The organism is Hyphomicrobium sp., assembly GCF_035572195.1.
Classification (GTDB): Bacteria; Pseudomonadota; Alphaproteobacteria; order Rhizobiales; family Hyphomicrobiaceae; genus Hyphomicrobium_B.
Genome location: NZ_DATNBA010000034.1, coordinates 1 through 13608 on the forward strand (window position 1 = coordinate 1; position 13608 = coordinate 13608).

Annotated in this window: 17 protein-coding genes; 6 read left to right on the forward strand and 11 right to left on the reverse strand. The window is 60.9% G+C overall.

The window, feature by feature from the left end; all coding sequences use genetic code 11:
* The 3 genes from ntrC to dusB form a co-directional block, all read right to left on the reverse strand.
* Positions 1-1320 (reverse strand): nitrogen regulation protein NR(I) (ntrC, locus tag VN623_RS03140; RefSeq protein WP_325568032.1); only part of this gene is annotated, 1320 nt, incomplete at its 3' end.
* 9 nt (positions 1321-1329) lie between these two features.
* Positions 1330-2493, reverse strand: a complete 1164-nt coding sequence (locus tag VN623_RS03145; RefSeq protein ID WP_325568034.1) for a two-component system sensor histidine kinase NtrB — start codon at positions 2491-2493, stop codon at positions 1330-1332.
* Positions 2490-3476, reverse strand: a complete 987-nt coding sequence (gene dusB / locus VN623_RS03150; protein ID WP_325568037.1) for a tRNA dihydrouridine synthase DusB — start codon at positions 3474-3476, stop codon at positions 2490-2492. The genes VN623_RS03145 and dusB overlap by 4 nt, the downstream gene beginning before the upstream one ends.
* A gap of 183 nt (positions 3477-3659) precedes the next feature.
* On the opposite strand from dusB, the gene VN623_RS03155 reads away from it, so the two are divergent.
* The 5 genes from VN623_RS03155 (at position 3660) to VN623_RS03175 (ending at position 7557) form a co-directional block, all read left to right on the forward strand.
* The gene (locus VN623_RS03155) at positions 3660-4853 is read left to right on the forward strand and encodes a bifunctional 2-C-methyl-D-erythritol 4-phosphate cytidylyltransferase/2-C-methyl-D-erythritol 2,4-cyclodiphosphate synthase (protein ID WP_325568039.1); all 1194 of its coding nucleotides are present in this window, start codon (positions 3660-3662) and stop codon (positions 4851-4853) included.
* Entirely contained in the window at positions 4850-5473 is a 624-nt protein-coding gene (locus tag VN623_RS03160) for a cation transporter (RefSeq protein WP_325568040.1), read from the forward strand. The genes VN623_RS03155 and VN623_RS03160 overlap by 4 nt, the downstream gene beginning before the upstream one ends.
* A gap of 150 nt (positions 5474-5623) precedes the next feature.
* Positions 5624-6109 carry a MarR family winged helix-turn-helix transcriptional regulator gene (locus VN623_RS03165; RefSeq protein ID WP_325568041.1) on the forward strand — a complete coding sequence of 162 codons (486 nt, stop codon included), beginning with the start codon at positions 5624-5626 and terminating at the stop codon, positions 6107-6109.
* A 108-nt stretch (positions 6110-6217) separates the two neighbouring features.
* Positions 6218-6709, forward strand: coding sequence for a nicotinamide-nucleotide amidohydrolase family protein (locus VN623_RS03170; protein WP_325568043.1), 492 nt, complete (start codon positions 6218-6220; stop codon positions 6707-6709).
* Complete coding sequence (locus VN623_RS03175; protein ID WP_325568045.1) at positions 6706-7557, forward strand: pentapeptide repeat-containing protein; 852 nt, start codon at positions 6706-6708, stop codon at positions 7555-7557. Before VN623_RS03170 ends, VN623_RS03175 begins: the two co-directional genes overlap by 4 nt.
* Positions 7558-7593: 36 nt before the next feature.
* On the opposite strand, the gene VN623_RS03180 is transcribed toward VN623_RS03175, so the two are convergent.
* The 8 genes from VN623_RS03180 to VN623_RS03215 form a co-directional block, all read right to left on the reverse strand.
* Complete coding sequence (locus VN623_RS03180; RefSeq protein WP_325568047.1) at positions 7594-8055, reverse strand: type II toxin-antitoxin system RatA family toxin; 462 nt, start codon at positions 8053-8055, stop codon at positions 7594-7596.
* Between the two features lie 168 nt (positions 8056-8223).
* A complete protein-coding gene (locus tag VN623_RS03185; protein ID WP_325568049.1) occupies positions 8224-8478 on the reverse strand; it encodes a GlsB/YeaQ/YmgE family stress response membrane protein in 255 nt (84 codons plus the stop codon).
* An 80-nt stretch (positions 8479-8558) separates the two neighbouring features.
* Positions 8559-8843: a hypothetical protein gene (locus VN623_RS03190; RefSeq protein ID WP_325568051.1), complete on the reverse strand. Its 285-nt coding sequence runs from the start codon at positions 8841-8843 to the stop codon at positions 8559-8561.
* 221 nt (positions 8844-9064) lie between these two features.
* A complete protein-coding gene (locus VN623_RS03195; protein ID WP_325568053.1) occupies positions 9065-9469 on the reverse strand; it encodes a hypothetical protein in 405 nt (134 codons plus the stop codon).
* Between the two features lie 249 nt (positions 9470-9718).
* Positions 9719-10048, reverse strand: a complete 330-nt coding sequence (locus tag VN623_RS03200) for a DUF5076 domain-containing protein (RefSeq protein ID WP_325568055.1) — start codon at positions 10046-10048, stop codon at positions 9719-9721.
* Between the two features lie 138 nt (positions 10049-10186).
* Positions 10187-10510: an FtsB family cell division protein gene (locus VN623_RS03205; protein WP_325568057.1), complete on the reverse strand. Its 324-nt coding sequence runs from the start codon at positions 10508-10510 to the stop codon at positions 10187-10189.
* A gap of 281 nt (positions 10511-10791) precedes the next feature.
* Complete coding sequence (locus VN623_RS03210; protein ID WP_325568059.1) at positions 10792-11127, reverse strand: hypothetical protein; 336 nt, start codon at positions 11125-11127, stop codon at positions 10792-10794.
* Between the two features lie 276 nt (positions 11128-11403).
* The gene (locus tag VN623_RS03215) at positions 11404-12726 is read right to left on the reverse strand and encodes a porin (RefSeq protein ID WP_325568061.1); all 1323 of its coding nucleotides are present in this window, start codon (positions 12724-12726) and stop codon (positions 11404-11406) included.
* A gap of 237 nt (positions 12727-12963) precedes the next feature.
* Between VN623_RS03215 and VN623_RS03220 the strand changes: the two genes are divergently transcribed.
* Positions 12964-13608 (forward strand): FAD-dependent monooxygenase (locus VN623_RS03220; RefSeq protein WP_325568063.1); only part of this gene is annotated, 645 nt, incomplete at its 3' end.

Sequence of the window (13608 nt, forward strand, 5' to 3'; positions counted from 1 at the left end):
ACTTAGCAACGGCTTTTCGACATCGCGGATGACGCGGTCATAAAGCCCCACGGGCGGCAGTTCGTTGCCGAACGACGAAAAATATCGCGTCAGATAGCGTTCGACGGCCTCGCCCAAATCGGCGCCCTCGTTCGATCCGGCAACTGGCGATGAGACGGCAGAGCCGGCGAGTTCCTGTTCGACGATCTGCGCTGTCAGGGTGTCCTGCGGATAGAGCGCCACAAGTCTGCGGACGACGTTTTCGAGTTCGCGCACGTTGCCTGGCCAGGGGTGCGCCTTCAGCCGTTCGATTGCGGCGCTCTCGATCGACTTCTGACCAAGCCCCTCACGCGACGCCTGGCGCAAAAAGTGACGCACCAGATCGCCGACGTCCTCCAGCCGTTCGCGTAGCGGCGGAAGCCGGATCGGCACGACGTTCAACCGGTAGAAGAGATCCTCGCGGAACAGGCCCTGCTGAATCTGCGATTTGAGATCGCGATGCGTCGCCGCGATGATGCGTACATTCGTCTTGATCGGCGTGCGCCCGCCCACCGTCGTGTACTCGCCCTGCTGCAACACGCGTAACAGCCGCGTCTGCGCTTCAAGCGGCATGTCTCCGATCTCGTCGAGAAACAAGGTTCCGCCTTCGGCCTGTTCGAAGCGGCCTGGTGTGCGCGTCTGGGCACCGGTGAACGCGCCCTTCTCGTGGCCGAAAAGCTCGCTCTCGATCAACTCGCGCGGGATTGCCGCCATGTTGATCGCGACGAACGTTCCGTGCCGGCGCTTGCCGTAATCATGCAGCACGCGTGCCACGAGTTCCTTGCCGGTGCCGCTCTCGCCATTGATCATGACGGTCAGATCGCTTTGCGTCAGACGCGCCAGCACACGATAGATATCCTGCATCGGCAACGACCGGCCGATCAGCGGCAGTTCGTCGGTTTCCCGGTCGCTCGCCGTGGGCTGGCGTTTGCGTACGGGCTCCGAGAGAGCCCGCGAAACCACCGCGACGACCTCGCTTAGATCAAAGGGCTTCGGCAGATATTCGAACGCGCCCTTCTCGGCCGCCGTCAGCGCCGTCATCAGCGTGTTCTGCGCGCTCATCACGATGATCGGCAGATCTGGCCTGAGCTTCTTAATGCGGGGAATGAGATCGAATGCGTTTTCGTCCGGCATGACGACATCGGTAATGACGACGTCGCCTTCGCCTTGACTGACCCAGCGCCAGAGCGTCGCCGCATTGCCGGTCGCGCGCGGTGCGAAACCGGCCCGCGCCAGGGCCTGGTTGAGCACTGTCCGGATGGCAGTGTCGTCGTCGGCAATGAGAACGGTACCTCTGGCCATATCGTCCCTCTAGGTGCTCGCTATTGCGGCGGGTCGTGCGCGCTGCATCGGAAGCAACACTCGAAACACGGTGCGCTTGGGTTCACTTTCACATTCGATGATGCCGCCGTGATCGGCGATGATCTTCGCGACGAGCGCCAGCCCGAGCCCACTGCCCGACGCCTTCGTCGTCACGAACGGATCGAAGAGATGTGGCTTCAAGTGCTCGGCGATGCCGGAGCCGTTGTCCTCGATCTGAATCATCAATGGCAGGCTGACGCGCGTATCGGAACCCGGCAGTGACAACCGCACGCCCGGACGGAACGCCGTCTGCAGCACGATGCGGCCGTTGTCGTTCTTATCGCCGATGGCTTCGGCGGCGTTCTTCAGAAGATTGAGGAAGACCTGAACGAGCTTATCGCGATTGCCGAGAACATGCGGCAGCGACGGGTCATAATCTTCGACGTAGCGAAGATCGCGGCCGAACCCGTGCTCGGCAATCCGGCGCACGTGGTTCAGAACGTCGTGAATGTTGACCGCTTCCTTGGCGAGCGGCCGCTCGTCGCCAAACACTTCCATCCGATCGACGAGATCGCGGATGCGGTCGGTTTCCGAACAGATGAGCTGCGTCAGTGCCCGGTCCTCATCCGAGAGCCCCGGCTCGAGAAGCTGGGCTGCACCGCGAATGCCGGAAAGCGGATTCTTGATCTCGTGCGCCAGCACGCCCGCCATGCCCGAGACCGAACGCGCCGCCGCCCGATGCGTCAGCTGCCGCTCGATCATCTGCGCCATGCTGCGTTGCTGCAGCATCAGGAACATGTTGCGCGGCTCTTCCGGCATCGGTCCGCCGTAGACATCGACGAGCTTCGAGCCGGAGAAGCGCGGTGTTGCGATCTCGATGCCGTACTCGTTGATCGTCGAGCCCGTGGCCTGCACTTGTTCGACAAACGCCAGCAACGGGCAGCCGAACGCGACGATGTCTGCAATGTGACTGCGTCTAAGCGCCGGTGCACTCATCGAGTAGAATGACTCGGCGGCGGCATTTGCGAATACGATCGTCTGATCGTCGGCAATGACGAGGATTGGATGCGGCAGCGCGCTCAGGAGACTTTCATAGTCGACGATGCCGGCGGCAGACCGCGCAGGCTGATGCGCGATCTCGGCCATTCGCGGCGATGTTGCCTTGCTGCTCATGCCGCCAAGGGCTCCGCAGATGAATAGAATTCTTCGAGGCCGGTAAGAACGCGTTGCGGTTCGAGGCTCGTACAGAGTATCGCCCGCCAGGTTTTGACTGTCGCTTCCGCGGCTCCGCTCGAGGCGAGATACCAGCCGACATGTTTGCGCGCGTTCTTGAGACCGAGTTCGCGGCCGTAGTGGATGAGCATCGCGTCGACGTGCTCGATGGCCGTATCACGCTGGACGTCTAGGCTCGGATCTCCGGGATCGCGGCCGGTTGAAAGAAACGTCGCGATCCGGCCCGGCATCCAAGGCGCGCCGTAAGCGCCGCGGCCGACCATGACGCCGCGAGCCCCGGACGCCGCGATGGCGTTTTGCGCATCCGCAATCGAGAGTATGTCGCCATTGACGAGAACGGGCAGCGACGTCGCTTCGACGACCGGGCGAACGCCGCTCCAGTCGGCTGTACCTTTGAAGAACTGGCAGCGCGTACGGCCGTGGACGGTAATGAGCTGCACGCCCTCGGCTTCGGCGCGGCGCGCCAACTCGGCCGCGTTTCGTGTTTGGTCGTCCCAGCCGAGCCGCATCTTCAGCGTCACGGGTATGCTGACGGCACTTACGACGGAACGGATCAAGGCCTGCGCGTGGTCGAGATTGCGCATCAACGCCGAGCCCGAAAGCTTGCCCGTCACTTCCCTTGCCGGGCAACCCATGTTGATGTCGATGATGTCGGCGCCCTTGGCTTCGGCGATGCGGGCCCCTTCCGCCATCCATTTCTCTTCGCGGCCGGCGAGTTGGATGACGAACGGGGTCAGGTCGCGACCTTCGGCCCGGCGCAGCACATCGGCGCGCGATTTGACGAGTTCTTCGCCAGCGACCATCTCGGAAACGACGAGGGTCGCACCAAGCCGGTGTGCGAGCCTGCGGAAAGGCAGATCGCTGACGCCCGACATGGGAGCCAGCACCACCGGCGGCGGACCATTAACAACGCTTTTTAGCATCCCGCCCTACGCGCCTCACCCGTTCTGCCTAGTGTTTAATCACAATTCTTAGCTGCCGCGTCTTTAAGCAGACTAGCCGCCAAGCTTCAATTTCGCAAGGGGCCGCCGGACGTTTGCGAATTGCCCATTTGCCACGGCCCGCGTATCGCTCGGCCCTGGTCAATTTCGCTGGAGATCCACGCTTTGCGCATTGCCGCTTTGATTGTCGCTGCCGGCCGGGGAACGCGGGCAGCCGTTTCGGGTGTCGGCCCGAAGCAATATGCGCTGATCGGTGGCGCGCCGGTGCTTTGGCATACCCTTCGGGCGTTCGCAGGCAACTCCGCCATCAGTGATATTCAGGTGGTCATTCATCGTGACGACGCCGAGTTCTACCGCGAAAGCGTGCCGGTCGGGGCGGCGACGGTCTGGCCGGCCGTCATCGGCGGCGCGACGCGACAGGCTTCTGTTTACGCCGGCCTCCAGGCCTTGAGTGCCTTGAAGCCGGATGCCGTTCTGATCCATGACGCCGCCCGCCCGTTCGTCGGACCCGAAACGATCGAACGCGCCATCGAAGCACTGATCACATCCCCCGCCGTCATCGCGGCCCTGCCGGTCGCGGACACCCTGAAACGCGCCAATCCGGATGGAACCATCGGCGGCACTCTTGACCGAACCTCCCTCTGGTACGCCCAGACACCGCAAGGATTTCACTTCGATGTCATCCTTGACGCCCACCGTCGTGCCGCCGAGGCAGATCGAGATGATTTTACCGACGACGCGGCAATCGCGGAGTGGGCGGGAATCCCGGTGAAGCTCATCGAGGGCACAGCCGATAACGTCAAGCTGACGACGGCTGCCGACATCGCCGAGGCCCACCGGAAACTTTCCGGACGCTCGGAGCGTGATTTCGAACCGCGCGTCGGAACGGGGTTCGACGTCCACCGCTTCACGGCCGGCGATCATATCTGGCTCGGCGGCATCAGCATCGGTCACACGCACGGCCTTGAAGGCCACTCCGATGCGGATGTCGTGCTGCATGCACTGACAGATGCCCTGTTGGGCACAATCGGCGACGGCGACATCGGCCAGCACTTCCCGCCTTCCGACCCCAAGTGGAAGGGCGCGGCCTCGCGGCTTTTCCTCGAGGATGCAGCCCGGCGCGTCACGGCGCTCGGCGGCCGCATCGGCAATGTCGATATAACGGTGCTTGCCGAGGCGCCACGCATCGGGCCGCATCGCGCTGCCATGCAAGCCCTGATCGGCGACGTGCTGGGGCTCGCGCCCGACCGGGTCGGCATCAAGGCGACGACGATGGAGACCATGGGATTCGTGGGCCGGCGCGAAGGCATTGCGGCGATGGCATCGGCGACCGTGTTCCTGCCACGAGGCGGCAATTGAGCGAGAATTCTGCCGAGTTGAAATTGCCCGACCCCAGGAAAAATGAAGCCCTGAGATCGACGGTTCGCACGGTCGCCGCGCTCAACCTTTCGTACTTCGGCATTGAATTCGCCGTCGCCCTCGCTATTGGATCGGTGGCGCTCTTTGCCGACAGCGTCGACTTTCTCGAAGACGGTGCCGTCAACCTTTTGATCCTTGCCGGATTGGGCTTCTCGGCAGCCCGCCGCGCCAAGCTCGGGATGCTGCTCGCTGCCATCATCCTCGTTCCGGCGCTCGCGACGCTGTGGACGGCATGGCACAACGTCACCACCGGGCTCGTGCCTGACGCGGTCCCCCTGTCGGTCACTGGGCTTGGAGCATTCGTCGTCAATTTCGCCTGCGCGCGAATGTTGGCGCCATTTCGCACGACAGGCGGCAGCCTCACGCGCGCGGCATTTCTTTCCGCCCGCAACGATGTGATCGCCAACGTCGCGATCGTCGTGGCCGGATTGCTGACGGCCGCCACGGCGTCGCGCTGGCCGGATATCATCGTCGGTCTTGGAATTGCAGCACTCAATGCCGGCGCAGCGCATGAAGTCTTTGAGGCAGCACGCGCCGAACACACCGCGGCAAAGCCATAAGTTGCATCAGCCGCCGTTCATTCGGCTCGCTATCACAGATGCATCTTTGCAACCGCTTTCTCGTTGACCCTGCTGACAGAATCGCGGCATCAAATGAGTGCGTGGTTGTATTGCCACGAACCACCCAAGAGCGCTCATACGGGAGCCGATATGAATATCATGCCTCACAATCTCGATCGCAAACCCGTCGATGCAGCAATCAGCACCATCGCCGAAATGACGTCCGAGATGTGCCTCGCGACCCGTGTGCGTCAGCTCTCGCGTATCGTCACGCGCGTCTACGATGATGCCTTGCGCCCACTCGGCATCACGGCGAGCCAGTATACCTTGCTCGCTCAGCTTGCCTCGCGTGACGCGATCACGGCAGTCGAGATCGGACACGGCCTCGACATCGAGAAGTCGACGCTTTCGCGCAACCTCAAGCGCCTGCTCGCGCTTGGCCATATCATCATGGATCCGCCCGCCGGTAGGCGGGGCCGCGGCCTTCACCTGACGCCCAAAGGTCAGGCCGTGCTGAAGGATGCCTACCCGATATGGCAGGATGCGCAACAGCGGACGGTCGGAGCCATGGGTTCCGACAGTCGATCTGTACTCGATAGCCTGCTGTCACATGCCGAAGTCCTAGCCGCGGCCTAAGCAACGAGGCCGTTTGCACATTCTCCTCTCTCTAGATAGCCTTGCCGGAGAGTGCTTCAAACGAAGCACTCTCCGAAATTCGTTTCGGGGACGATTGCGAGGTCTCGAGTGTTCCCTCCTGACATTCTTGAGAGCGCCAGCCGGCTGATCGACGCCCTGCGTGCGAAATCTCGCAAGGTCACGACTGCGGAAAGCTGCACCGGCGGCCTTGTCGCCGCCGCGATCACATCGATTGCGGGGTCTTCCGACGTATTCGACTATGGTTTCGTCACCTACGCTGATGCGGCCAAAACCGGCATGATCGGCGTCGATGCTCCGCTGATCGAGCGATATGGCGCCGTCAGCGCCGAGACCGCGCAAGCAATGGCCGAGGGTGCGCTCGCGACGGCCGCGGCCGATATCGCCCTGTCCATCACCGGAATAGCCGGACCCGGCGGCGGAAGCCCTGGCAAGCCGGTAGGGCTGGTTTTCATCGGTTGCGCGGCCCGTGATGCGCCAACGCACGTGCAACGCTGCGCATTCGGCGATATAGGTCGAAACGAGGTTCGCCTCGCAAGCGTTCGTGCTGGTCTGAAACTGCTTGAGGAGGCTGCCGGATGACGGCTGATGTGCGACCCGTGACGCGGTTGACGGCAAGCCTACGGATTTGCGCAGTGCTCACGAGCATTGCTTTTGCAGTATCGGCCCAAGCGGCGGAATTTTCAGCCCGCGACATCTCCAGGCTACTCTTCCAGACCGCGCCGGGATCGCACCCGGCTCTCGACGGCAAGAACTTGAGGCGGCTCGACTTATCCAATTTGGATTTCAAGAAAGCCAGCCTTAGTAAAACCGATTTCTTCGGAGCCGATCTTTCGGGGGCCGACCTCTCCAGCACGAACCTTTCAGGAGCCATACTAGACCGTGTCACGCTCGTCGGCGCGCGTCTCGACGGCGCCAATCTCGACAGCGCAAGCATGATGCGCCCTTCGCCGTTCTCGACGTTGAATCCGATCCTGCGTGAGGCGCCGAGCTTCAAGGCAGCGTCGCTCAAAGGCGCTAGATTTTTTGGCACCTTCGCGGGTTCCGACTTTTCCGGCGCCGATCTGACGGATTCAATTTGCGCCCCTACCAGCAAATCCGGATTCATCGAGCACATCTGGCGCACCGATTTTACGAGCGCCAATCTCTCTCATGCGACGCTGACGCGCGCCGACATGACTCGCGCCCAAATGAGCTTCGCCGAACTCAAAGGCGCCGTGATGCGGAACGTCATTTTACGCGGCGCGGATCTTTCCGGGGCCGATTTGACCGACGCCGATTTGACGGGAGCCGATCTCACGGACGCCGATCTGACCGACGCCGACGTGACCGGTGCCGACTTCGCGGGTGCCAAGTTCGGCGGCGTCAAGGGGCTCAACACGGTCAAGGGTCTGGCGCTCGCACACAACTCCGAAAAAATGATCCGCTGATCTTGCCGCTGTCGGTCTTCAGATTCCTGATCTCGATCAGGCCGACGCTTGCGGCACGCCGTAGACCTGCGCCGCGCGTTCTTCAAATGCGCTCGCGAACCGCCGGAAGGCCTGGTCGAACACGGTGCCGACAACGGCTGCGAGCAGCTTCGATCGAAACTCGTAGTCGATGAAAAAATCGACGGCCGAACCGGCCCCGTCATCGTGGAAGCTCCACCGGTTGTGGAGGTGCTTGAATGGACCGTCGAGATAGCTGACTTCGATGCGCTTCTCGGCCCGATTCGTCACGATGCGCGTGGTGAAACTTTCAGCGATCGCCTTGTAGCCGACGCTCATGCGAGCGGTGAGTTCTTCGCCATCGTCACGCGGGCGCCGCGACATCACCACGAGGCCGGTACAGAGCGGAAGAAATTCGGGGTAGCGCTCGATATCCGCGACGAGCGCGAACATCTGTGCGGCCGTAAACGGGACGTGCCGCTCGGTTGAAAATGATGGCATGACCCCGACCCTAAACGCGCACTAGCGCCACAAAACTCTCCGTTGCCCGCATACGACGACAGGCAATGTCATCGCCGGGTCGAATTCCAGGCCCATTGCGGCGACGGCCGACCGCCACCGCTGCCTTTTTTTGCAAAAAAATAGGAAAGACTCTCGGGTGCAGCGAAATCAGGCAATGAGTCTCGCTAACACGACGACCACGATGGCGCCGATCGCGGCTGTCACGATCTGCGAGATCAGCGGACTGCCGATGCCGAGATTGATCCCGAGTGCTTTGAACAAGTAGCCGCCGACAAAGGCGCCGATGATGCCTGTCACGAGATAACGGATCAGCCCGTCGCCGCCGACGACGAGTGACGCGAGAAAGCCGGCTATGATGCCGATAATCGCAAAGACGATGAGATCGCGGGTTTGATCGCTCATGGATGCGCTCCGAAAGTGTTCTAATCACACGCACAGCGTAGGTAGACACGATCGTTACCGGCAACGGCCGGCGTAACGCCTCATACGTGACAACGGGCGCCGAGATACTGATTGAGCAGGTCATTGTACTTGTCAACGTCGGCGCGCTGAGATGACGACAGCTTGCCGCCGCTGCTGGCGCGCTCGACCTGAGCCGGTACGCCCCTCGAATCGAGACGATTGAGCTCACCGCGAATCGACTGGCACGATTCGCCTGCCGGAAGTGCCCTGGCGCCGGGGTCGCCGTTGCCGCCTGTCGCGCCACCGCAACCTTGCATCGAAACCGAGAGAACGACCGCCGAGAGGACGGCAAAACAGCCCCGCATTCCAAAGTCCCACTAGCTTGAAATATCGCCGAACGACGAAGAAAATCGCTCCGTTTCTCAGATCATAGCGATATTGCCTTCGCAACCCCTAATGGCGTTCCTGTGGCAATGATGCAGCATGGAAGCCAGATCAGCACGCTTTGCTGACATCACGATCCGGTCAAACAACCGTGCGCACGCCGAAAGGTCAGCGCGCCGAAGCCCGACAAACAGTAACCGGTTCAGTCGGCTTTGGCCGCTGCATTCGCGGCCTGCACCGAAGCTGCCGATGCAGCCGGTGTTGCTTGCGTGGCTACTTGTTTCGGAATTGTCGGTCCGCAGCGGGTCTGGAAATCGGCGTTGGCTTTGTTGAGCTCGGCCTGCTTTTGCAAAGCCTCGCGCTTGACTTGGACCTTCGCGGTCTTTCCGGCTGCAGCCTTTTCAAGCCGCTCGATCGTCCCGTCGCCCTTGATCGTAGTGATTTGATTTGCGAGCGAAACACACACCGGATCAGTCTTCAGAGCGGTCGTGCTCTTGTCCGCCGCGACCGACCCGGTTGAAAGATCGAATCCGGAATTCGCACATCCGCATGCGAGCCCCGCCGCAAGGACGATCGAGCCCAATTTGATTCCAGCGCCTAAAGTCATGGAAATACCCCCGAGAGCTGCCAGCACACAACTCTACGCGCACACATACCGACCTGATTAGCGACGCAGCGTTCGATGTAGCAAGCCGCGGACACGCGCTCATCCCCCGCGAAGAAGGATGGACGTTGTGTAAATTGTGGACAGGGCCCGGTTGATGCCGGACTACAACAGTCAATGTCCGGTGGGCTCCGGCCTATCGACGAAGCTTGGAATTCCTAAGCGCTGGCCGCCCGACTGGCCTGGCCGGGTCTAGTGAGTAACGCGGCCGGGGACTTTTCCGGAAACCATCGCGTCAGTGGCGGAAATCGTAGCGTCGAAGCTCTTGCGAATATCCGCGAGGGACTCAATCTCCGTCTTGTCTCCGGTGAAGGACGAGGCGCGCGCAATATGGCGGCCGATCTCCGCCAGCAACCGGCCCCAATCCTGCAACTCATCGCCGAACGCTTCACCATTCAGCGTTACGACGAGCGCGCCGTCCGCGACCCACGCCCGAATGAGTTCGACCGCCTGTTCCGCCTCCGGCACCCCGTCCGGGATATCGAGTTCGAGGAGCAATTCTTCCCTGTGTGCATCAGACATGTCGGCAGGCTCCTCGGATACGCAAACCAAGTTTATTCGGCGGCATGTAATCAGTGACAGGGAGCATCGCAAGAAGATTGCGTAAAAGACGCACGGAGATGGTGTTGCTGTGGCGATCGTGTGGCCGGACGTCAGCCTTCACTGCACGGCAATGATCTTGTCGTCGCTTCGGGCGTAGCCCAGTACGTCGCGGGCAATTTCTTCGACGAGATCTGAATTGGGAACCTCGGGCGACAGCAACGCGACATCGCGCCTTAGCTTTGCCCGCACAGTCTCGAGACCCCTGATTTCGAAATCGAGAAGTGCTGCGCGCTCGATCAGCTTGTTGCGCACCTCGAGGCCATGCCGGCCATACCGCGCGTGGTAGACGAAATAGGCCGTCGACGTCAGGCAAGCAAGCAACACCAGCGCCTGCTTGAAGCGCGACCCATTTCGCCTATCCGATATGGTGGAACGCAGCACTAGCGACGCCCTCCGAAGAGTAATGTGCGCGGGAGGAACCGTCGTTGTAGCCGGATCGGTTTAAGACCGAGTAAACTGCTGCCCTATTTCTTGGTGGCCGGATTCGCCCCTGGCTCAGTGCCAAGGGGCTCATTATTCAACGAAAATTGCAGCATAGATCAATGGATGATCGAGCCAAACCGAAGGTTTGGCATCAGTAATGGCAGGAGCAAAAATACGCGTCAGCGTTTTTCGGGAAATTCGCCAAATGACGCCGCGCTGCGACGGCGCGGCGGCCTCGGTTAGAAACGATGCTTCACAGACCCGTGGATCATTAGATCCTGCTGACGGTCGTCCTGCGGCTCGGTGGCTTCGGACGGCTTGGGATCGTCCGCGCCGTAAAGCAGCTCGAGACCGAAGTCCATTTTCGGCAATGTGCCGAGCTTGCCGAGTCCCGGAATGCGGATTTCCGTGCCACCGTCATTTTTAGCGGCACCCTGCTCCTGGGCCTGTGCCTTAGGCGCGTCAGGCGTTGCCGCAGCCGGCATCGCCCCGCGCTGCTCTTCGAGCGCGGTCGCAGTGCTCGCAGCGACGACCATCGCCGCCAATACGCCCATCGCCAAACTAAGTCGTCTCACGTCTACCCCGCGATGCCTCGAAAGCACGCACATGACCTAGTGATGCGCGGTAGATGCCGGAAGTTCAATGCTATTTTCCTAAGCTTAATCTGATCGCCCGCTTTTCCAGGCCATCTGTTGTACCAGGGCCATGTGGCTGACGCGACACAGAAATTCAAGCAATTGTTTCTGATTGTAAATCGGTCGTCTCCTTTGCCCCGCAAAAAGAAAAAGGGCCGCCAGAAGGCGACCCCAGACTTTTTCGACGACGAGTATTTTCGCAGGATTGGCGAGCAATCAGAACTGAATGCGCGCGCCGGTCATGACCATGCTGAAGTCGTCGAGCCCGATCTTGGTGCCACTGGCGGCATTCACGTCGCCTTCGGCATGGCGGTAGATGACATAGAGGTCCATCGCCGCGGCCTCGATGTTCTGAACGACGCCGGCGCCGATGAAATTCAGGTCGCTGTCTTTGACGAAGTCACCGCCGAGGCCGGTGGGATTCGCGCCAAGATTTGATCCTGCATCATCATGACGATAGTCGGCGAAGATGGTCGTCGTTCCAAGCGGTATAAATCGTTGCTCGATACCGCCCTGGATGAACCACATCTTGTCGTTTGCATCGGCCAGCGGGTTGAAATCCTCTTCGGTGCTGTCATGGTTCTGGCCGAAGCCGCCATAAACATAGAGTCCCGTCGGTACATGCATGATGGTACCGGCCGCACCCCACCACTGGCAATCCTGGTCAGGAATCGACGAGCACTTCGTTGAACCTTCATCCGAGCTTTGCTCGTATCCAACTTTGCCTAGGACCTTGAAGTCACCGAAGACGTTTTTGTAGGTCAGGGCGACGCCGCCCGTGTCGTCCTCGCCCCACGACGCCGTGACGACGAAGCCGGCAATTTCGGGAGAATCGTAGCGAACGATGTTCCGACGGCCGTTTTGTCCGGGCGTCCCGTTGTCGACACCACGGAGAATGTCGCTCCAACGAAGTCCCGTGCCGAACCCTGCGCCACCAACGCCATTGCCGTTGCTGCGCAGGAAGAACGAACCCTGAGCAACCGCCGCGGCCTGTGCATCCGAGTAATTGCGCGTGTTGGTCGCATCGGCATCGTCGAGCAAGTGGTACGTGGCCGTGCCCTCGAGACCTACCGTCACCTTACCGTACGTGCTGCTCTTCAAATACCAGTTGCTCTTGCGAACGATCAGCGAGTTGGGCGACGTACCATCTACGTTGATCTGGTCAAATTTGTTCGATGCGGCGCCCTGAACGCCTATTTCAAGCGTGTAGCCGGCCGACCAGCCATTCGCGATCTTGGCATCACCCGTGAACCGGAAGCGGCTCTGCTCGAGCGAGTTCGTGCCGACGTAGGCATTGCGCTCGGTGCCGTCATCCCAGAAGAACACGCTTTCGTTCACCCAGCCCGAGATATTCAGCGAAACCTTGCGGTTGCCCTTGCGGGCCGTCGTCGCCTCGAGTTCTGCAATGCGCTCTTCGAGATCTGCGCAGCAATCGCCGCCCAGATCGGCCGCCGCAGCTGGTGTAAATCCAGCGGTAACGAGCCCGAATGCCGCTACTAACGCCAACCGGCTACTAGACAATTTGAATACCGAATTCATCGGTGCCCCTCTTTTTTACTTAACCCCAACCACTCTTACGGCGCACACATCCCCTGGGGCGCCGGGATACCGAGAGAGGCTTTTCACGACCTCCGAACACGGCAACTTACTGGCTTGCTATCCGTGATTTTTTACAGGTGCGTGACAGTCCGGCCGAAAGGGCGTGGCGGTGGCGCAACAGATGGTCCTTTCGATCATTTCCGTGCTTCTATGAACACACACTGCGAGGGCTGGTTTTTGAACGAGCAAAGTGAATTCGAGGTCGTGGTTGTCGGCGCAGGTCCTGCAGGACTTCTCGCAGGACTTTGCTGTGCCGCCTCGGATCTTCAAACGGCGGTCATTGGTCCGCTGGCCGACAATAAGGACGGCCGAACCGCGGCACTGCTCAACGGCTCTGTAAATCTGCTTAAGCGACTCGGAATTTGGGAGAATATTGAAGCCGCTTCCGAGCCACTGTCCGCGATTCGCCTCGTCGATGCCACGGGATCTCTGCTCAGAGCCCCGGAAGTACTTTTCGAGGCGTCCGAAATCGGCCTCGAAGCCTTCGGCTACAACGTTCCCAACGCTGTTTTGACTTCGGCGCTGGACGCCGCAGCCGGCACGCGTCTGACGCGCCTGGTCAGCGACGGCGTAACGAACCTTGATCTCGGCGATAAACATGCCCGCGTTTCGACCCGCGAGGGCGGCTCCGTCACGGCCCAACTCGTCGTGGCAGCCGACGGACGCGCATCGGCGAGCAGAACTGCCGCCGGCATCGCGGTTTCGAGCTGGTCTTACTCGCAGGCCGCCATCGTCACGACATTTGCGCATTCGCGCCCGCACCATGGAATATCGACCGAGTTGCATCGCCATTCAGGACCACTGACGGTCGTGCCTGGACCC